17 protein-coding genes are annotated in these 20,733 nt (G+C 55.6%); 7 read left to right on the forward strand and 10 right to left on the reverse strand.

Annotation, left to right across the window (positions count from 1 at the left end):
• Nucleotides 1–3: 3 nt before the first annotated feature.
• From OCA8868_RS02230 to OCA8868_RS02245, 4 genes are all read right to left on the reverse strand, one after another.
• Nucleotides 4–1,278 (reverse strand): MFS transporter, encoded by a 1,275-nt coding sequence (locus tag OCA8868_RS02230; protein WP_093994913.1) that lies wholly within the window; start codon nucleotides 1,276–1,278, stop codon nucleotides 4–6.
• A 531-nt stretch (nucleotides 1,279–1,809) separates the two neighbouring features.
• On the reverse strand, nucleotides 1,810–2,151 hold the full coding sequence (locus OCA8868_RS02235; RefSeq protein ID WP_093994914.1) for a hypothetical protein: 342 nt from the start codon (nucleotides 2,149–2,151) through the stop codon (nucleotides 1,810–1,812).
• Nucleotides 2,152–2,241: 90 nt separating this feature from the next.
• Nucleotides 2,242–3,288 carry a tRNA preQ1(34) S-adenosylmethionine ribosyltransferase-isomerase QueA gene (gene queA, locus OCA8868_RS02240; RefSeq protein WP_093994915.1) on the reverse strand — a complete coding sequence of 349 codons (1,047 nt, stop codon included), beginning with the start codon at nucleotides 3,286–3,288 and terminating at the stop codon, nucleotides 2,242–2,244.
• 8 nt (nucleotides 3,289–3,296) lie between these two features.
• Nucleotides 3,297–6,599 (reverse strand): YhdP family protein, encoded by a 3,303-nt coding sequence (locus tag OCA8868_RS02245; RefSeq protein WP_093994916.1) that lies wholly within the window; start codon nucleotides 6,597–6,599, stop codon nucleotides 3,297–3,299.
• A 65-nt stretch (nucleotides 6,600–6,664) separates the two neighbouring features.
• On the opposite strand from OCA8868_RS02245, the gene OCA8868_RS02250 reads away from it, so the two are divergent.
• Nucleotides 6,665–7,126, forward strand: a complete 462-nt coding sequence (locus tag OCA8868_RS02250) for a peroxiredoxin (RefSeq protein WP_093995487.1) — start codon at nucleotides 6,665–6,667, stop codon at nucleotides 7,124–7,126.
• 29 nt (nucleotides 7,127–7,155) lie between these two features.
• Here the strand turns inward: OCA8868_RS02250 and OCA8868_RS02255 are convergent, their stop codons facing one another.
• Nucleotides 7,156–7,602, reverse strand: a complete 447-nt coding sequence (locus tag OCA8868_RS02255; RefSeq protein ID WP_093994917.1) for a universal stress protein — start codon at nucleotides 7,600–7,602, stop codon at nucleotides 7,156–7,158.
• 128 nt (nucleotides 7,603–7,730) lie between these two features.
• Between OCA8868_RS02255 and OCA8868_RS02260 the strand changes: the two genes are divergently transcribed.
• The 3 genes from OCA8868_RS02260 to OCA8868_RS02270 all read left to right on the forward strand — a co-directional run bounded on the left by OCA8868_RS02260 (nucleotide 7,731) and on the right by OCA8868_RS02270 (nucleotide 10,536).
• On the forward strand, nucleotides 7,731–8,546 hold the full coding sequence (locus OCA8868_RS02260) for a ferritin-like domain-containing protein (protein WP_093994918.1): 816 nt from the start codon (nucleotides 7,731–7,733) through the stop codon (nucleotides 8,544–8,546).
• 183 nt (nucleotides 8,547–8,729) lie between these two features.
• On the forward strand, nucleotides 8,730–10,049 hold the full coding sequence (locus OCA8868_RS02265; RefSeq protein ID WP_179214749.1) for a M23 family metallopeptidase: 1,320 nt from the start codon (nucleotides 8,730–8,732) through the stop codon (nucleotides 10,047–10,049).
• Nucleotides 10,039–10,536 (forward strand): bactofilin family protein, encoded by a 498-nt coding sequence (locus OCA8868_RS02270; RefSeq protein ID WP_093994919.1) that lies wholly within the window; start codon nucleotides 10,039–10,041, stop codon nucleotides 10,534–10,536. Before OCA8868_RS02265 ends, OCA8868_RS02270 begins: the two co-directional genes overlap by 11 nt.
• 63 nt (nucleotides 10,537–10,599) lie before the next feature.
• Here the strand turns inward: OCA8868_RS02270 and OCA8868_RS02275 are convergent, their stop codons facing one another.
• The 3 genes from OCA8868_RS02275 to OCA8868_RS02285 form a co-directional block, all read right to left on the reverse strand.
• Nucleotides 10,600–11,379, reverse strand: a complete 780-nt coding sequence (locus OCA8868_RS02275) for a DUF2189 domain-containing protein (protein ID WP_093994920.1) — start codon at nucleotides 11,377–11,379, stop codon at nucleotides 10,600–10,602.
• A 165-nt stretch (nucleotides 11,380–11,544) separates the two neighbouring features.
• Nucleotides 11,545–12,672, reverse strand: coding sequence for a peptide chain release factor 2 (gene prfB, locus OCA8868_RS02280; protein ID WP_093994921.1), 1,128 nt, complete (start codon nucleotides 12,670–12,672; stop codon nucleotides 11,545–11,547).
• Nucleotides 12,673–12,744: 72 nt separating this feature from the next.
• Nucleotides 12,745–15,276, reverse strand: coding sequence for a penicillin-binding protein 1A (locus OCA8868_RS02285; RefSeq protein WP_093994922.1), 2,532 nt, complete (start codon nucleotides 15,274–15,276; stop codon nucleotides 12,745–12,747).
• A gap of 157 nt (nucleotides 15,277–15,433) precedes the next feature.
• Here OCA8868_RS02285 and OCA8868_RS02290 point away from each other — a divergent pair, with 157 nt between their 5' ends.
• Nucleotides 15,434–16,057, forward strand: a complete 624-nt coding sequence (locus OCA8868_RS02290) for a class I SAM-dependent methyltransferase (RefSeq protein ID WP_093994923.1) — start codon at nucleotides 15,434–15,436, stop codon at nucleotides 16,055–16,057.
• On the opposite strand, the gene OCA8868_RS02295 is transcribed toward OCA8868_RS02290, so the two are convergent.
• Together OCA8868_RS02295 and OCA8868_RS02300 are read right to left on the reverse strand one after the other, a co-directional pair.
• Nucleotides 16,044–17,273 carry an N-acetylmuramoyl-L-alanine amidase gene (locus tag OCA8868_RS02295; RefSeq protein WP_245847994.1) on the reverse strand — a complete coding sequence of 410 codons (1,230 nt, stop codon included), beginning with the start codon at nucleotides 17,271–17,273 and terminating at the stop codon, nucleotides 16,044–16,046. The genes OCA8868_RS02290 and OCA8868_RS02295 overlap by 14 nt on opposite strands.
• Entirely contained in the window at nucleotides 17,270–18,424 is a 1,155-nt protein-coding gene (locus tag OCA8868_RS02300) for a pyridoxal phosphate-dependent aminotransferase (RefSeq protein WP_093994924.1), read from the reverse strand. The genes OCA8868_RS02295 and OCA8868_RS02300 overlap by 4 nt, the downstream gene beginning before the upstream one ends.
• A gap of 57 nt (nucleotides 18,425–18,481) precedes the next feature.
• Here OCA8868_RS02300 and OCA8868_RS02305 point away from each other — a divergent pair, with 57 nt between their 5' ends.
• On the forward strand, nucleotides 18,482–19,801 hold the full coding sequence (locus tag OCA8868_RS02305; RefSeq protein WP_093994925.1) for a M48 family metalloprotease: 1,320 nt from the start codon (nucleotides 18,482–18,484) through the stop codon (nucleotides 19,799–19,801).
• A 19-nt stretch (nucleotides 19,802–19,820) separates the two neighbouring features.
• Entirely contained in the window at nucleotides 19,821–20,561 is a 741-nt protein-coding gene (locus OCA8868_RS02310; protein WP_093994926.1) for a DsbA family protein, read from the forward strand.
• The last annotated feature ends 172 nt before the right edge of the window (nucleotides 20,562–20,733 follow it).

The raw sequence follows: 20,733 nt of genomic DNA on the forward strand, positions 1-20,733 counted from the left end.
CCGTTAGGATGGATCTTCTTCATTGTCTGCCTGTTCATCGAGTTCCGCATCGATATAGATTTCTTGCGCCAACTCCATCGCAACTGGTGACGCATTGGCCATAACGGGCGAGTATGGAACCTGATCTTCGACCGATGTTTCGCTTGGTCGTTGCAGTACTCGAACGACCCCGTAAAGCGCCATTGCCGACATCAGCAATGCAACAACAACCCAGAATGCCGCTTCCCCGAACACTCCCATTACGTAACCAATTAAGATTGGGCCCGTGATCGCGCCGACCCCGTTGATAAAGATAAAGCCTGCCGATGCAGCCGCCATATCTTCGTGCTCAAGGAAGTCATTCGCATAGGCAATGTAGAGCGCATAGAGCGGGTTGGACGTACCGCCCACAAGTGCGGCGCCAACCAGAATAACGTAGAAATTCCCCCCCGACATCGCAGCCAACATAGCGCCTGCCCCGCCTAACGCGGCGGTTCCAATAATCAAAACACGGCGATCCATCCGATCCGACGCCCAACCAATCGGATATTGCGCGACAAGCGCTGCGATGTAGATTACCGAAACCAACAGTGAAATCTGCGCCACGCTCAGTCCGGCTTGGGTGCCGTAAACAGCCGTCATCCCGAATTGTGCCGCGAACACACCGCCAAGCAGGAACATCCCGATTGACGCCAGTGGCGAAGTTTGGACAAGGTCTTTGATCTTCATAGGGCGTGTCGTGTCAAACGACGGTGTCGGCACGACTGAAAGCAAGATCGGCGCAAACGCCAAAGACACCAGAACCGATGGAATAATGAACAAAATGTAACCGCTCACGTCCCCGAGGCTCAGAATACCTTGGGCTAAAACGATGCCCGCCATTTGCGCCAGCATATAGATGCTAAGGGACTGGCCGCGCGTTTCATTGGTGGCCGAATTGTTTAGCCAGCTTTCAGCCGTCACATAAACGCCCGAGAAACAGAACCCGATCACGACACGTCCCATGGTCCACGCCCAGACTTCGGGCAACACCGGATATAGGATTAATACAGCTGAAATCGTTGACCCAAGAGCCGCAAACACCCGCACATGGCCAACCCGTCGGATCATTTCAGGCGCAAGACGCGACCCGCCAAGAAAGCCTACAAAATAGGCCGACATCACGATCGACATCTCGAACGTCGAAAAGTTCTCAATGCCGCCACGAATACCCAGCAACGTCCCCTGCAAGCCGTTACCGACCATCAACATGAACATGCCGAGGAACAACGCCCAAGAAGAGATAAAAACCTTAAACATAGCACGCCCTTTGGAAAACGATTCCGCCTGATACCCTAGTCATGGGGCCCACGATCAATGACATCGCACTTAAGAGCGACATGTTAATGGCGAAATCGGCCAATGCGCCACCTTCCCGCATACTTATAAATAATCGAACAGACAATTACTGTCGAAGATCATCGCATTGGTTAAGTAACGGAATGGAGGTTGGAAAAGCCGGCTAGGAATCATCGTTCGGAATATACTTTTCTAGTCGAGACACACGTCGCTGTGCCTGACGGTAACCAGATACAGCTAAAACGCCGCCACAAATAACAAACGCTATGCATGCAAGGAAAAGTGCGTCATCTTTACCCACGGTTAGAAGCCTCTCCAAACCAAGCCAAAATGCCCCTGAAAACAGAAATCCACCAACCGAAAACTGCCATATTTCCTCTAGCGCTGAGGATGAATTCTCTAGTATTGCGCTTTTGGGGACCGGACATACTTCTTCGTTCAATGAATGGTATGTGTTCTCGATTATCGCGCCAGTCTTATTTACAGTTGCCATTAGTCAACCACCTTTGAGTCGTCGGACTTTTTGGAGTCCGCCAGCAATTTATCAAGCATGTTTTTACTAAAAAACCGCATGTAACCACAATTAACGCAAGCCGTTGCGTATGCCGGTGCATAGCCTCCCAACCCTATCAAAGGTTCTGTTTGGCCGATTGGAATCGCGTATTCGGTATCAAGCACTACATTCCTGGAATCGTTGCAGACAGGACAAGTGTCATTCTCCTGCCCCCCAGCACGTTCGTTTAAGAAATTAGATAACTCTACTCCACGTTCAAGAGGAACTCGTTTGGAATAGTCCTTCGAATGCCCATCTTGCTCGTCTTTGTTTTCTGACATCTTCAATCCCTTTTAATCTCTTCAGAACATACCTGTTGGCATTTCATCAAAGTTTGTACGGAACTAGATGGGCTACGCAAGTGGCTACCCCTAAGGCAGCAAAATCGACGCATCACCATAGCTGAAAAACCGGTAGTCGTTCGCAATCGCATGGGCATAAATCTCGCGAATGCAGTCTTGGCCCATCAGCGCGCTCACCAGCATCATCAACGTAGACTTTGGCAAATGGAAATTCGTCATCAAACCATCGGCAATTTGAAATTCAAACCCTGGGGTGATGAAGATATCCGTATCCCCTTCCCATGCCTCAAGCACACCTGAACGCCCTGCGGTTTCAATCAACCGACACGCGGTGGTGCCCACGGGGATCACGCGCCCGCCAGCGGCTTTGGTTACCATCACAGCCGCCGCCGTTTGCGCGCTGACCTGTCCCCATTCGGAATGCATGACGTGTTCGGACACATCATCCACCTTCACAGGCAGGAACGTGCCAGCGCCCACATGCAGTGTCACATAGCTGAACTTCACCCCCATCGCGGCAAGGTCATCCAGCAACCATTGTTCAAAGTGCAACGAAGCAGTAGGTGCGGCGACCGCCCCCGTTTTGGCGGCCCAGACGGTTTGATAATCGTCTTTGTCTTGCTCATCCGCCGCCCGTTTGGCAGCAATGTAGGGCGGTAAAGGCATCGCGCCGGCCTCGTTCAAGGCGGCATCAAAATCGTCTCCGCTAAGGTTGAATTCAAGAAAGCCCATCCCGTCATCACGCGCCTTAACGGTCGCAGACAAACTGGGTGAGAACACAATCGTCTCACCATCGCGCACTTTGCGCAACGGCTTGATCAACGCGGCCCATGTCCCATCCGCTTGCGGTTCCAGCAAAGTCACTTCGATCTTCGCAACACCGCTTCCATGTTCGCTGTCACGGGTCCGCTCGCCGAACAGCCGCGCGGGAATAACCTTCGTGTCATTCAGCACCAAATGGTCGCCTGACCGCAGCACCGACACCAGATCGGTTACAATCATATCACGAGTTCGCGCACCTTGTGCGACCAGCATCTTGGCGGAACTGCGCGGCACGGCTGGACGCACGGCGATCAAGCGTTCCGGCAGATCAAAGTCAAATTCGCTTAGCTTCATGTCACGTCCTATTGGTCCACAGTCGGCGGCGCGCGGCGGAATATTTCACGGAACATTCCCGGCGTCAGTGCAGACAGCGGATTGACCAGAACCTGCGGGTTGTCAACGGGACCACGCAGATTGAAATTAAACCCGATCAGCCCCTCGCCCGGCCGCGTTAAAATCGACCCGATGCCGTTGAGCAGGTAAAAGGGTGACACCACGCCCTGGAAATCCATCGTCTGTCCTGCTGTTGAATAAATGCCATCCAACGAAATCCCCAAACCCGGCCCTGTGGCGCTGGACTGCGTAACGATCACTTGGTTAGGCGTCAGCCTGAACTTCGCATCGACGTCAGTGAACAACAGCCCCTGCCCATCCAACTGGGTCAGTAACCCAACCACCGAAATCGCATCCAACAAAGACGCCAATGCTGGTGCGTCCATTACCCGCAAATTGTTCCCAACCAATGTTCCGTCATAGCTGCCCTCAGCGCCCGCGGGAATAAGCGTCAGTTGCAGGTCGCCTCCGTTGGCATTTCGCAAAAGACGTGTCGCGCGCAACAACGCACCTGCGTCATCCGTAACGATACGGACCGCTGAACGCCCATCAATTGGCACCATTGTTCCGCGAATGGGTGCTGTTCCGTTCACATCCCCCTGAAATTCCCCCTGTAAGCCAGCAGGCGATGTGAATGTGCCACGAAAATTGTCGAGCTGTATGCTGTCGGTAACCACCAGACGATCCAAGGTGATTTCCATTGGCGCTCCTTCGCCACCACCACCGGTCCCAAAATTGGCAGACCTTAGATCAAGCGAGCCGCCCGCGATCTGAACTTGAACAGGGCGCCCTGCACCACGCCCCAAAAGCACGACAGGCGCGTCTAGCCAACCGCCCAGCCGCACGCGCTCAAACGCTGCGCGTTCTAAACCGCCACCAGAGGCCAGACGGATCGTGCCGGTTGTTTGCAAACCAGGTGCGGAAATCGACAGCTGATCTACACGGGGTGCCGAGCCAAGCTGTCCAACAACCGTCAACGCACCTACAGCGCTTCGCGCCTTGGACCACCCCGCCCCAGCCAGCGACAACCCCAAACCGCGCAAATCTGACGTCAGCCGGAAAGACGCGGCTCCGGGGTTACTTAGATCTATCGCGATCTGGGCCGGTGATTGCCCACTGACCATTCCATCTGGCAAATTAACGTTGAACGCCTCTAGGAACGCAGGACCAATCGTGACGTTCGCTTCAACCCGCGCAGTTCCTTCTGATCCGGCCCCAAGCGCACGTGAAAACGTCCCTGTACCGCCGACATCGCCCAACTGAATAGGGCCGCTCACTACCAAACTGGTCGGGTTCGCCCGCACTTGCAGCTCAGACGCGGTTAATGTTTGGTTTGGAACCAGAGCATCCGAACGCACATTTCGAACACGAGCAGAGGCGGACCAAACCCTCTGATCTGCGCTAATTCCACGTCCCAAGGGCGTTTCAACCAACGCATTAATATCAGCGCGACCTTGCGCAAAGCTAACAGGCAGATCGGAATTGCGAAGAACGTTAAACGGTTCAAGGTTTAGAATTGCCATAACTGCTGTGACAGCCCCTGCCAATTCAAGATCAAACCGCGCAGGCGGATTTGGAATGCCTGTGCGCGGGATAACCATACTACTTCCCGCCATATCAATGCGCCCGCCTTCTGGCGCGGAGACATATCCGTCATCAAGTGTTAACGCCATGCGACGGTCAACAATCGACAGAACACCACGGGCGTTTTCAACCGGTGGAACGTTGCGAATATAGCCGACGGTGGCGTCGCGAAACCCGGTCGTCATTGCAAACGTCGCCTCGGTGTCAGGGCGGGCTCGAAACGCAATGGACGTGTCATGCAGAACACCGGCGCTAACGTTCGCCGCTAGCCAGTCGCGCGTCTTAGTTCCAAGATTGGAAGGCCAAAGCGCGATCACTCGCTCCGTGGCAATCTCAGCCATGCTGCCATCCAGTGACACCACCCACCCGTCAGCAATCGCCGTGATCCTGCCGCGTAGCGAAACGGGAGTATCGCCGCTCTCAAGCACCGCCTGCCCGATATCTAGGGTGAACGGATCAAGCCGAAGGCGGAAATCCAAGTTCGCCTGTGTAACATCAACCGGATCATCAAAGATAACTTCCGGCGCAATTGTCATCTCTGACAGTTGGATTTGCCCAAGCAACGCCAAAGGCCGGCCATCTTCAAACTCGCGCAAATAGGTTTGCGCAGTACCCTTTACGTTTCCAAGCGCGCTATTTACTTCAAGTACATCAAACGAAAGCCGCTCATCAGTTGGATCGTAATTTAGATAGGTCCGCGCGGACTCAAATGGGATGGGGCGCGTTTGCGAGTTCGGCTGAAGCTCCCCCGCACCAATTTGCAATGATGCAGAAACATCGGATAGCTCACCATCTTCCCCCAAATGCCCCCGCACCGCGCCTGAAATAGGCGCATCCAACACGCCCAGCCACGCCAGCAATGGCGATTGGCTTGCGATGTCAGGCGCTGCCGCGTCCGTAATGTTCAACCCAATTTCAGCCGATCGACTGCCACGCAAAGACTCGTAGCTCAACGCCGCCGTGGTCACATAGGCCCGCCCCGATAACAGGGCCACGTCAGCCCGCAGCTGAAGGTCACCGTCATTCACGTCAAGCTCAATGCGGCCGTCATCAACGACCCAAGATCTGCGTGCACGCGCATCAACGTAATTGATGATCAACCCATCAGCACGCACCTCTTCAAGCGCTTCCAGTGCGCCTTCTTCGAAAACCCGGTCAATCTGGTCCAGCAGACCCACAAAACCATCCGCGGCGCCAATCGCAGTGGCACCTTGATCAAATGCAAGCGCGACGGTGCCATCCCTTGCGCGTCGCAACGATATCTGTGCGCCGTGTAATTTTATCTCTTGTGCAAGAACCCGCCCTTGCAAAACGCCGCGTGGGGAAATCAAACCTTCGATACGGGGAACGCGCGCAAGAACACCCCCTTCAGCATCCCAAAGCGTTGCGTCCTGCAAAACAAGACGTGGATGCAAGTCCTGCCCGACTGTGAACTTCATCGATCCGAACCCGAGCGAGCCCCCAGCGAGGACTTCGGTAGCACGCTTTTCAACATCGCGCACGATCCAGGATGGAGCCGTAACTTCGTGCCCGATAAGCATCACGGCCGCGATCAGCGCCATGATCAACGGCGTCCCGATAATCAACACGACCGCACGCAGCCACCACCAAATAGACAAGCGGCGCGGACGGCGGGGTTTCGCCTCCACGTCTACTTCATCTTCTTTTGGTGCGCTGCTCTCACTCATTGGGGTGCATAATCGCCTTTCACGCGGTAGAAGGCAAAGGGAATGAAACGCAAATTGGATCACATATGTCAAAACTTCAGATTGGCGACGCGGCCCCCGCAATCACCCTGCCCCGAGATGGCGGTGAAACTGTAACGCTAGCGGACATAACAGGCCCATTGGTGCTGTATTTCTACCCCCGCGATGACACGCCTGGTTGCACCACTGAGGCGATTGGGTTCACGGCAGAGCTCGAGGCATTTGCACAAAGCGGCGCGACGATTTGGGGCGTCAGCAAAGATACAGTCTCAAAACATGAAAAGTTCATCACCAAACACGACCTCAAGATCGCACTTCTGTCGGACGCTGATGGAGATCTGTGCGAGCGCTACGGAGTCTGGGGTGAGAAAAAGATGTACGGCAAAGTCTTCATGGGAATCGAGCGCGCAACCTTTCTTATTGCGGACGGCAAGATCGTCCGCGTCTGGCGCAAGGTAAAAGTCCCTGGCCATGTAGAAGATGTATTAGAAGCCGTTCGCGGGCTTTAACCCGCGAGGCCATTAGTGAGGGACGCTATTTAAACTACTGATAACGTTGCACATTTTGCAATGTGATTAACACGCACCGACGTGCTGCCTTGGACAATTGCCCCCAAGGCGCCTAGACCGCGCCGCCCGAGAACAATCAAATCCGCGCCGCAACTTTCTGCGTAACCCACCAGCACATCTCCCGGATCACCGGTTTTGATGTGTGTTTCGCTCAACGTCTGACCGCAGTTTTCAACAATAGATTTGCCTTGCGCCATCACCTTTTTGTTGGCTTCCCTCACTTCTTCGGCTGCCGGCATAATCGCAGCCGTTTGATATCCCGGTATCGCCCCCATCGCATAAGCGACAGTTGGCGGCTGCGGAGTGTAAACAAGGTGGATTTCTGATCCGTATTTGCCCGCCAAATCACACGCGAGCGTCAACGCACGTTCAGAGGGTTCAGATCCATCGAAACCGACGGCAATTTTCTCAAACATTTCGTGCTCCTTTGGTTTTAAGCCAAAGCAAACCTAACAGAACCAGCGCAGCGCACCTTGATGTGCATCAATCATTTGTTCGACGTGAAGTGTTGTGCATCCAGATAGGTGTCGGTAATTCCCACGCCATGAAACCACTCGCACAAATGGCAGACGACGTTCTGCGCACGCCCGATGGCCGCTCCAAGACCGCGATCTCACGCGAATACGCCGCCGCTTGGAAAGCCGCGCGCGATGCAGGTGAAGCGCCCGAAATTGGAACAGCGTCCCCGCCCGATATGCCCGCACGCCCTGCCCAGCCAGAACTGTTGGACCCGCGCGATGTCCCGCGCCGCAAACCCGGCACGCCTGAAGGTCGCATCGCAATTCTACACGCTGTGGCCCACATCGAATTGAACGCGGTTGATCTTCACTGGGACATCATCGCGCGGTTTTCAGACACCCCGATGCCCATTGGCTACTATGACGATTGGGTCAAAGCCGCTGACGAAGAATCCAAACATTTCAACCTGATGTGCGACTGTCTTGAAGCTAATGGGTCCCATTACGGCGCCCTTCCGGCCCATGCTGGCATGTGGCGCGCAGCCGAAGACACGGCCAACGATCTTATGGGCCGCCTCGCCGTTGTTCCCATGGTCCTTGAGGCACGCGGCCTCGACGTGACACCCGGCATGATCAAGATTTTCCAGCAAGCCAAAGACAAGCAAGCGGTTGAAGCGCTGGATGTCATCTACGCCGAAGAAGTCCACCACGTGTCTTACGGTTCAAAATGGTTCCATTTCCTATGTGGCCGCGACAACCTTGATCCGACACCCGTTTTTCACAACCTCGTCCGCAAATATTTCCACACAACGCTAAAGCCCCCCTTCAACGAGGAAAAGCGAGCCGAAGCAGGCATTCCGCCCGACTTTTACTGGCCCCTCGCCGAGCAATCTTCCGGCTAGCTACAACTTGGGGCTGCTTACCTTTAGATAAATGGGCGAATTGCTGCCGGAATGCTGCCTATCTTGCTGAATATTCAATATTTTGGGCAAAAACCTTGCCAGAGATTCAGCCACCCGCTAACACAGTCGAGACGTGATGTTGGGGGTTGCGTTAATGGACAGGGATGGGATCAGGAAACCTACGTGAAAGCTCGGCTTATACATAAACTGCATGTGGCTTTGGAAAAGCGCTTTCCCGAGAAGCGCCTGTTTCTGCGGTCTGACACTGAAACTCGGTTTATCCGCCTCAAACCGGAAACGCAGCTGGTTGCATGGGCTGGTAGTGCGCTTATCGTCAGCTGGACGATCATCGCGACCGCTGTTCTTCTAATGGACAGCATCGGCGCCGGTAACTTCCGCGCCCAAGCACAACGGGATCAAGCTACTTACGAAGATCGCCTGAACGCCCTATCCACAGAACGCGACGTGCGTGCCAACGAAGCCGTCGCCGCCCAAGCCCGTTTTTCCTCCGCCCTCGAACAGATTTCCCTGATGCAGTCCGAATTGCTGCGTTCAGAAGACCGCCGCCGTGAACTGGAAACCGGCCTCGAAGTGGTTCAGGTCACGCTGCGCCGCACCATGGGTGAGCGTGAAGCGGCACAAGATCAGGTTGCCGCACTAGAAGCCGCGATGAGTGGTGATGGCGAAACCCCACTTGGATATGCCCAAGCTGGACAGGCTGATGGCACGGTTGATTTGTTGGCCACTGCCCTTGCAGACACCGCCGCAGAACGCGATCAAATCGCAAGCGACGCTGAGTTCGCCCTAAGCCGCGCTTCTGAGATGGAGCTTGAACTGCGCCTCTTGCAAGAACGCAACGACCAGATTTTCCGTCAGCTTGAGGATGCGTTTACAGTTTCTGTTGAACCTCTCGACAACATGTTCCGCGCCGCTGGCATGAACCCTGACGACGTGCTTGCACAGGTCCGTCGCGGCTATTCCGGTTCCGGTGGCCCGCTGACCCCGCTTCAATTTTCGACACGTGGCGGCGGTGAAGACCCCGACGCAGCACGTGCCAACGGGATTCTCGGGTCTATGGACCGATTGAACCTCTATCGCATCGCGGCTGAACGGATTCCGTTCGACATGCCCGTGCGCTCTGGTTTCCGGTTTACGTCCGGTTTCGGCATGCGCTGGGGCCGAATGCACAACGGAACTGACTTTGCCGCCCCAATTGGAACGCCAATCTACGCTCCGGCGGACGGTGTGGTAACTTTTGTGGGTTGGTCCTCAGGATATGGGCGCCTCGTCAAGGTACAGCATGCCTTCGGCATCGAGACACGATATGCGCACCAAAGCAGAATGCGCGTAGAAGTTGGACAAAGACTCTCGCGTGGGGACCGCATTGGTGATATTGGTAACTCTGGTCGTTCAACCGGACCGCACCTGCACTATGAAATCCGCGTAGGCGGACGCCCCGTTAACCCAATGATTTACATAAGAGCTGGACAAGATGTTTTCTAAAAGCAAAATCAATGAGCCTGGCAACACTGCCACACCCGCAACGCCAGACACGGCTGCCAAGCCTGCAAGCCCGGCCCCTGCCCCTTCTGCGAGCGATTTCAAATCCTCCGCACCAAAGGCAAAGCCACCGGCAAGCCAGCTGTCCACGGACCTGCACATCACGGGTAACCTGAAGACATCCGGCGACATCCAGATCGAAGGCACAGTTGACGGCGACATCCGCGCGCACCTGCTGACTATCGGTGAAAGCGCCACAGTAAACGGCGAATGCATGGCAGACGACGTTGTCGTCAACGGCCGCATAGTGGGCACCGTGCGCGGCCTAAAGGTGCGCCTGACATCCACTGCACGTGTTGAGGGTGACATCATCCACAAGACCATCGCGATTGAATCCGGCGCCCACTTTGAAGGCTCCGTTCAGCGTCAGGATGACCCACTGGGTTCTGGCGGCGCGAAAGCAACCAAGGCTGCTCCGCCAAAGGCGTAATGTAACCTACATAATTTCGAAACGGGGGCCGCGTGCAAACGCTGGCCCCTTTTTCAAGGCAAACTACACAGGGCTGTAAAGCGCACGCCGATACATATGCCACGTTGCATGCCCCAACATGGGCAACACAACGACAAGCCCCAAAAACCACGGCAGTAACGCCAAGAACGTCAACACCGCAATAATCGCGGCCCAGACCAGCATCGTGCGAAAATTCGCCTTCACGCAGGACAGACTCAACAACATCGCCGTGACGAAATCGATCTCTTTGTCCAAAACCAACGGTAGGCTCACAACGGTCAGCGAGAACAACAGAAATGCCAATACCCCACCGACGCCCAATTCAACCGCGATCATCGTCAACCCGTTTGACGTGAAAAACACGTCCCAAGACGTCGACACATTCGTCATCGCGCTCAGCCCCATGAACAACGCAAAAATCATATGCGCCAGAAAGGTCCAGAACAAAAAGTAGAACAGGATAATCGCGCCAATCCACGGCACCTGCTTGGTCCGTTCCTTCCAAACCACCCCGAGAATTTCGCGCCAGTCCAAGGAGTCCCCGCTCTCTAGGCGGCGTGACACTTCATAAAGGCCCACAGCCGCGAACGGCGCCGCCAACGGAAACCCCAGCGACGTAGCCAAGGTCCACGACACGTGCCCAGCCCCAAGCCACAGCAACACAAATCCACCAACAACATAAACCGCCGAAAAGAAGAGCCCAAACTGCGGTGCGGCCCGAAAATCCGCAAGCCCGGCCTTTAAACAAACCCAAACTTCAGCAAGGGTTACGGTCCCGATTTTCGGTATAGGAGATGCGGCTGGTAGTTCTGCTTGTGACATAGTGATCCTCCGCCACTAGAATTGAGCGGCAAACACCTCAGGTCAAGCACCCCATATCTTTCTTTGGCTCGAAAATACTCGCCCGCTGCAAGCGCTGCAAAATTTTTCAAAAATTTTGCCCCCCGCCCGCCGCAGGCGAAATGCATCTATAATCCCAGGACCGGATCAGTCTTCAGCGTTTGCATCCGCACGGCTTTTGCCGCTTACGTCCATCGCCAAAGTCGCGCCCATGAACGCATCGAGGTCACCATCAAGTACACCCTTGGTATCAGACGTCTCATGGGCGGTGCGCAGGTCTTTCACCATTTGATACGGCTGCAACACGTAAGACCGGATCTGGTTGCCCCAGCCCGCATCCCCCGCGTTCTCATGCACTTCGTTCACAAGTGCAGAGCGCTTGTCCAGTTCCATTTGGTACAGACGAGACTTCAACGCCTTCATCGCGATATCGCGGTTCTGGTGTTGGGATTTCTCGGAACTCGTCACAACAATACCAGTCGGCGCGTGCGTGATCCGCACCGCAGAGTCGGTCGTGTTGACGTGCTGTCCACCCGCGCCTGACGAGCGATATGTATCGATACGAATGTCCGCAGGATTGACCTCAATCTCGATGTTATCATCCACGACCGGATAGACTTTTACCGAAGTAAACGACGTATGCCGTTTGGCGGCGCTATCAAAGGGTGAAATCCGCACAAGACGATGCACGCCACTTTCAGACTTCAACCAACCATAGGCGTTGTGACCGGAAATTTTGTACGACGCCGACTTAATGCCAACTTCTTCGCCCGCACTTTCAGACTGCAGTTCAACCTTGTAACCCTTGCGCTCCGCCCAGCGGATATACATCCGCGCCAGCATCGCCGCCCAGTCACAGGCCTCTGTGCCACCAGCACCTGAGTTAATCTCAAGGAACGTGTCGTTGGCATCCGCCTCGCCGTTCAGCAACGCTTCCAGCTCTTTCGCGGCAGCGGTCACCTTCAAGGCTTTCAGCGCCTCTTCCGCTTCGGTGACGACGTCTGCATCATCTTCCATCTCGCCCATCTCGATCATCTCTTGTTGATCGGACAGCTCTTGCTTGATGCTTTCATAGCTCGCGATCGCGTCCACCAAGGCTTGACGATCTTTCATCAGCTTTTGTGCTGCGTCGGGATCATCCCAAAGGTTGGGGTCTTCAACACGGGCGTCAAATTCTTCTAGACGATGGGGCGCAGTTTCCCAGTCCATGCGCTGCTCTAGCAGCGTCAGGCTTTTTTCGATTTCAGTAACGATCGTTTGGATTTCAGCGCGCATATCAGACTTCTATGTCAAAGGGTTGTGCAGGGTCTAACCTATCCCAGTTGGCTGGGCAATCGGCCCAAGACCCTAATACAAACCGCCAGATGACAACGACCCGAAGGACGCATTGGAGTTGATGGTCGCAGTTTCACCTGTTGACGTTGTCACGCTTACGGCTGCTGGTGGGCTCACTTCGTCAAATAGCGGTAAATCAGCTGCCATCGCGAAACCACCGTCAAACGTGATACCGAAAACTGGCTCTTCGTCTTGGCGGAAACATTCGCGAACAACGTTGTCGCCACTTGCGCTATCGGGCAAGCGTGCCCCTGTGAAGCGGTCGATTTTGATAAACAGGCATTCTTCTGGTGCGCGGAATGCACCGCCACCGTATTCGTTGATCGCTGTGCGCATAAAGCTGTTAAATACCGGGCCGCAAAGACCGCCACCCGATGCACCACGACCAAGGGAACGTGGCGTGTCAAAACCAATGTAGCACCCGGCCACAATGTTAGAGCTAAACCCAACGAACCAAACATCTTTGGCATCGTTCGTTGTACCCGTCTTACCAGCGATCGGCACGGACAGGTTGATGGAAGAACGCGCCGTCCCGCGCTGCACAACGCCTTCCATCATGGACGTGAGTTGATAGGCCGTGACAGCATTCATCACGCGCTCACGGTTGGATGCGATGCGTGGGCCACGGCCCTGCTCGAGCGTAGCATCCAAACATTCCGCGCAAACGCGTTGGTCATGGCGATAGATCGTGTTGCCATTTCGGTCTTGCACGCGGTCAACCAAAGTTGGCTCAACACGTTCACCACCATTGGCAAACATCGCATAGGCCGCGACAAGTTTATAAAGGGAGGTTTCCTCGGACCCGAGAGAGGCTGACAAATACGCGTTCATCCGGTCATAGACGCCAAAGCGTTCGGCATATTCCGCAATAGTGCGCATGCCGACCTCTTGTGCCAAACGCACGGTCATAACGTTTCGCGATTGCTCAATCCCTGTGCGTAATGGCGTCGGGCCATAGAACCGGTCAGACGCGTTCATCGGGCGCCAGATCTCGCCTCCAGCGACAACCTCGATCGGGGCGTCAACGACGATGGTCGCGGGAGTATAGCCTGAATCCAAGGCAGCCGCGAAGACGAAAGGTTTGAATGCGGAACCCGGCTGGCGGTTGGCATAGGCACGGTTAAGTTCCGAAATCGCGATCTGATAGCCAAAGCCACCCTGCATCGCCAAAACGCGACCGGTGTTCACATCCATCGCCATGAAAGCGCCCTGTACTTCTGGCACTTGGCGCAGCGTCCAGCGAATGAAGTCACCCGCGCCATTGTCGCCCGTCATCATACGGCGCACGTAAACGATATCGCCCGGTGCAAAGTTGTCAGCAAACCCGCCGCGCATCCATTCGATATCACGACGTGGAATGATCGGCTCTTCGTCGCCGATCTCCCAGCCCTCAATCCCCATGCGCATCTGGTCTTCACCAACCTCAAGCACAACAGCAGGATACCACGTATTTTCCAGCGTGATCGTACGCATGACAGGTGCAATACGCAGGTTCGCGCGCCATGTGTCTTCGTCGGTTAGCATTTCAACAGGCAACGTCAGCCCCGTGCCACGCCAACGACCAATCCCGCGGTCATAGCTTTCCAACTGACGTTGTAACGCTTCGCGCGCCGCAGCCTGCAATGATTCATCCACCGTCGCACGGATCGCAAGACCGGCAGAATTCATTTCATAATCCGGAAACAAGCCTTCGACTTCTTGCACAATGGCTGCAGTGAAGTAGTCGCGCGGCGGGCGTTCTGAACGAGCACTCGGGAAGTCGCCGTTTTGTACCGTACGAATGGGGTCGGCCAAGGCGATAGCCAGTTCTTGTTCGTTGATGTAGCCGTTCTCGAACATCTCTTCGAGAATGAAATCACGGCGTTCAAGCGCCGCTTCGCGGTTGCGTACTGGATGGTAGCTGTAGGGCGCTTTGGGATGCACCGCGAGGAAAGCCGCCTCAGCCGGAGACAATTCTGACAATGGTTTATTGAAGTACGAACGCGCCGCTGCTGTTACCCCAAAGGAGCGCACACCAAGGTCGATCTCGTTCAAATAAAGCTCAAGAATGCCCTCTTTGCCCAGAGTTTCCTCGATACGAGGCGCTAGAATGATCTCTTGGATTTTGCGTTCAACACGACGCGAACCATCCAAAAGGAAGTTCTTGGCAACCTGCTGTGTGATCGTTGACGCACCACGCAGGTTTTCACCGCGGCTTACGACAGCTTCAACCAAGGCGGCGCCGATTCCGCGAAGGTCATACCCATCGTGGGTGTAAAAGTTCTTATCTTCAGCGGAAATGAACGCCTGCTTCACGATGTCCGGAATTTCTTCCGCTGGCGTGAACAAACGGCGTTCCTCAGCGAATTCATCAATCACTTGCCCTTCGCCAGAATAGACACGGCTGATCGTCTTGGGCTGATAATTCGCCAAGGTTTCATAGGTCGGCAAGTTGCGACCATACATGTAAAAAATCGCACCTAGCGTCAGGGCCGCCATGCCCGCACCAAGCGTAAGCATCGAAAAGATGCCGCCAAAGAACGAGAAGATGAATCGCAAGATCATGTGGCAGACCGCCCTTTGGTAGAATTGCCCTGCTTATAGGCAGAATGCAGCTTGGCGTCAAAAGGCCAAACACCGTTTCTGGCCAATTCCCGCCTGTTACATTGGGGTAACCTGTAACCGGCTTGTGCGCCCCGCATTCACAGCCCAAACCAGCACTATGGAAACCCAATCTACACCCGCAGACATCCTCCCGACATATGATCGCGTGGCGGCCGACTTTCAGGCGCTGCGTAACAAGTCGCTTTTCGAAAAACCTTGGTTGGACAGAATGTTAGGCATAACACCACGCAATATTTCTCAACGTAGGGTCCTTGATTTGGGTTGCGGTCCCGGTGCGCCGATTGCAACATATCTGACTGATCGCGGACTTGCCGTAACGGGTGTTGATGGGGCGCCCACAATGGTCGATCTGTTTTCGGCGACCTTGCCGAACGCCCGCGCCATTCACGCGGATATGAGAACCCTTGATCTGGGCGAGCGTTTCGACGCCATTCTTGCGTGGAATAGCTTCTTCCACCTCGACCAAGATGCACAGCGCGCCATGTTCCCGATCTTTGCCGCGCACGCGGCACCAAACGCTGCGCTGATGTTCACATCGGGTACCTCTGACGGCGAAGTTTGGGGCCATGCCGTGAACGAACAGGTCTACCATTCCAGCTTGGCGCCCGATGAATACCGCGCACTTCTGATCGCCAATAATTTCAAAGTCATCAGCTTTCGCGCCGAAGACCCGAACTGTCATGGCCACAGTATCTGGTTGGCGCGTTTTACTGGCGGATAAGCGGCTCTAGCGCGGCTTCTTCAATCGCCCAACGTCCGACGGCCAATGTCACAGCCGCAACAATCGGCGCGCGGCCCTGCGCAGTTGTCAGACGAGCCCGATCGTCAGGATTGGATAAAAAGCCAACTTCTAGCAAAACAGACGGGAAATCAGCAGCGTTTAAAACAGCCAAAGGCGCGCGTCGACGTGGGCGCGTGTTCAGAACCGTACCCGTATCTTCCATTGCCGTGACCAACTGGCTGGCAAATCGCTCTCCGGCGGCGGCTGTGTCGATACGCACAAGGTCTTGCAAAATCAGCGCGACCTCGTCGCCCTGCCCCGTAAGGTCAACGCCCGCAAGCAAGTCACCCTTTTCGTGGCGCTCTGCCATGCGCAATGATGCATCTGCCGCAGCTTGGCTGGTGAGCGTATAGACCGACGCACCTGTCGCCTGATCGCCCTCCAATGCATCGGCGTGAAGCGAAATGAACAAATCCGCCCCTGCACCACGGGCCAGCGTCAGGCGTTCTTGCAACGGCACGAACATATCTTCGGCGCGTGTGATCGCGGGTTGAACCCCTTCAATCCGGCCCAATGCTGCGGCAAGCTCTAACCCCAAAGCCAACATCACGTCTGCTTCGTGCACACCGCCAACATCCGCACCGGGATCGATCCCACCGTGGCCAGGGTCGATAACAATCACGAGAGGCCCATCATCGGCCTGAGGTGCTGGCGTCGCAGGGTCGGCTGCCATAAAAAACGCCCAATTTGGGTCATTGGGTGCGCCAGATGCTGCTACAAATTCCTCAGCCGATGTGGATTTCAAGACCACACCAATACGCGCAGTCCCATCGACCTCGTTCACGCGCATCCCAGCTTCGTCGACCCGCACCGGATAACTAAGATCAAAGATCATACGCGACCAACCAGGGCGTAAACCACCGAACCGCGCACCTGAGATCCAATCACTTTGAGTGAATGCGCCCGCATCAGCGCCGCGAAAATCTACTTCGCGAAAATCCATCACCAAGCGCATAGGCTCATCCAAGGTGAACACGCGATAGGGAACAGGTTGGGACAAAAACAGCTCAACCTCAGTGTGGCGAAACCCGTCGTCCGCACCCGATTGGGTCACGTCCAACCGTGCGAGCGCGGAAAACTCCTGCGCACCAACAGCTCCGCCCAACAGGACCAAGGTCGCGCAAAACACGCGTCTTAGTTTGGCAAATACCTTCAACTCTTGCCCCTCAGCTGATCCATGAAAGTCTTCAATCGTTCGAGCCCTTCACGAATATCTTCCGTTGAGCGCGCATAAGACAATCGCACCCATTTGTGCCCGCCAATAAGGTCAAAATCGAGACCCGGAGTAATCGCAACACCTGCCTTATCAAGGACTTCCCGACAGAAGTTAAGGCTGTTGTCGGTATAATCAGACACATCCACATAGACGTAAAACGCGCCGTCTGGCGGCGCAAACTTGTCCAAGCCGGCCTTGGGGAGTTCCTCTAGCATCAACGCACGATTGGCGCGATACACATCAACGTTCAAATCCAAATCCGGCGCGCAGTCCATTGCATGCAGCGCCAGCCGTTGGGACGCATGGGACGGGCAAATGAACATATTCTGCGCGAGGCGTTCGACTTTGCGGACGTGGTCTTGTGGCACAACCATCCAGCCAACCCGCCAACCCGTCATCGAGAAATACTTGGAGAACGAGTTGATGACATAGACCTCGTCCGTCACCTCAAGTGCGCTTACGTCGCGGCCCTCATAGCCCAACCCATGATAAATCTCATCGCTTATCAGCGCGGCACCTGTTGCCTCGCATGCCTCTGCCAGCGCGCGCATCGCGTCAATATCCAACATTGTTCCCGTCGGATTTGCTGGCGACGCAACGATCAACCCAGCCAAGTCATGCGCGACCACATCACCAGCAACAGGCTGCATCCGCGCTTCCAATGTTGTCGGCATATCAACCGGAACCAAGTCCAGTGCTTTCAGGATCTGACGATAGGACGGATAACACGGCGCCCCGAGGCCAACCCGTTCGCCCGTGTCAAACAGCGCCGAAAACGCCAACAAAAATGCACCCGACGCGCCAGCCGTGATAACCACGCGTTCAGGGTCCAATTCCAGATCATACCAATCGTGGTAATGCTGCGCGATCCGTGCACGTAGCTCCGGCAACCCTAACCCAACCGTATATCCCAGCGGGTCCCCCGCCATGTCAGCGGACAATCGCTCAATCGCCGTTTTAGGCGCACCCGTCCCCGGCTGGCCCACTTCCATATGGATAATATGGCGCCCTGCCGCTTCCGCTGCACGCGCTTGTTCCATCACATCCATCACGATGAAGGGATCAACGTCGCCCCGCCTTGAGTTTCGCATACTGCCCGCCCTATTCTTCTTTGAACCCTGTTTGCCCTGTCCAGCCGGAGCCCGTCAATGCGCCTCTCGATCTTGTCACTTTGTCTGAGCGCATGTTTGGCGTTTACCAGCCTCGCGATGCCTGCAAATGCTGTAAACCTGATCCGCGATGCCGATATCGAACACAGTCTCGATCAATTGGCCGCGCCAATCTTGCGGGCCGCGGGGCTGAACCCCAACAACGTGCGCATTCTGATTGTGAATGACAGCGGGTTGAACGCCTTTGTCATCAATGGCCGCGCGATCTTCATTCATTCAGGCCTAATTCAGCGCGTAACTTCAGCCGCGCAGTTGCAATCCATTATTGCACATGAAGCGGCGCATATATCCAATGGCCATATCTCACGTCGCCTCACCAATCTTCGTGGTGCGAATACGGCTGCTGGGTTTGGCATTGCTCTCGCCCTCGCAGTTGCTTTGGCATCTGACAATGCAGGTGCTGCCGGTGGTATCGCTGCTGGGGCTGCCAGCTCAGCGCGACGTCAGTTCTTTTCCCATACTCGTGCCGAAGAATCCGCTGCTGATCAATCCAGCATCCGCTTTATGCTTCGCGCAGGCGTTGACCCCGCCGCCGCAATCGAAGTGCTAGAGATATTCCGAGGCCAAGAGGCCCTGTCCGTTTCGCGCCAAGACCCCTATGCCCGCACGCACCCCCTAACCAATGATCGCATCCGCGCGCTACGTGGTTTGGCCGCTGCCAACCCACGCGCTGCTGAAGTAAATGCAAACGCCGATTTCTGGTTCGCCCGCGCGCAAGGCAAACTCAGCGCGTTCGTTCAAAACCCCGGTTGGACCATACGCCGCACGCGCAATGACAACAGCCCCATTGGCGTAATGCGCCGTGCTGTGGCCTATCACCGCCAAGCCGACGCGAACCGTGCCATTGGCGAAATGCAGTCCCTTCTCGCGCAATATCCAAATGATGCCTATTGGTATGAACTGTACGGTCAAATCCTCCTCGAAAGCCGCCAACCCGGCCCTGCTGTTCAGGCCTATCAAAATGCTGTGTCCCTCAATGGAAACGAACCTTTGATCCTTGCGGGTTATGGTCGTGCGCTTTTGGCCTTGGACACTGCGGATGGAAATTCGCGCGCAGTGCGCGCACTGGAGCGGTCCCGCGCGCTCGACGGGCAGTCATCAAGCACCCTGCGTGACTTGGGCCAAGCCTATGCCCGCACAGGCCAACCCGGCCTAGCGTCATTGGCCACCGCAGAACGTTACGCCCTTCAAGGGCGCCTAGATGACGCGATTGTGCACGCCAGACGGGCCGCAGACCGCCTGCCGCGCGGATCCGCCCCTTGGCAGCGCGCGCAAGACGTGCTTTCTGCTGCTCAATAGTTCTTAATCGGAGTTTCCAATGCGCCTGACGTCCACTTTTTCTGCACTGATGATGACAGTGTCCAGCGTGTTCGCCCAAGACGCGATGACCGACGCAGAGCGCACAGAATTTCGCGCCGAAGTCCGCGCCTATTTGCTGGAAAATCCGGAAGTCTTGATGGAAGCCATCGCAGTCCTAGAGGAACGCCAAGCGCAAGCCGAACTGCTGCGCGACGATCAGCTGGTCGCGACAAATATGAACGCATTGGTGGATGACGGGTTCTCATACGTCGGTGGCAACCCTGACGGCGATATCACAATCATTGAATTCACCGACTACCGCTGCGGCTTCTGCCGCCGCGCACATCCAGAAGTCGCCGAGCTGATCGAAACGGACGGCAACATCCGCATCATCACCAAAGAATTCCCCATTCTGGGGGAACAGTCGGTTATCGCATCCCAATTTGCCGTCGCCACCAAGATCGTTGCTGGGGATGTAGCCTACAAGCAGGTTTCTGACGCACTGATCAACATGCGCTCTGATGTGACACCTGCCAGCCTCTCGGCCCTCGCCTCGGCGTTCGATCTGGACGGAGACGCGATCATGGCCGAAATGGACAGCCCTGCGGTGCGCGAAGTACTAGCCACCAATCGTGCTCTTGGCGACCGCATGCAGATCACAGGAACCCCGACATTCGTATTTGGTGACCAACTGGTGCGCGGCTATGTCGACCTCGCGCAAATGCGCAAGATCGTCGCCGAAGAACGCGAAGACGGCTAAACTATAGGCACCTTTGGTGCATATACCCTTCCATCTCAAAGACTTGCCCGTCGCGCTGTTCCCACCTCAAAGAAACTCGCGTGGAACAGCCGATAAGGAACCTTACAACACCGCAGCTCGCATAGCGTAAACCGTCCCCAGTCGGCGTTGATTGACCACGATCGTCTGAAAC

Origin of the sequence: Octadecabacter ascidiaceicola, from assembly GCF_900185015.1 — a bacterium.
GTDB lineage: Bacteria > Pseudomonadota > Alphaproteobacteria > Rhodobacterales > Rhodobacteraceae > Octadecabacter > Octadecabacter ascidiaceicola.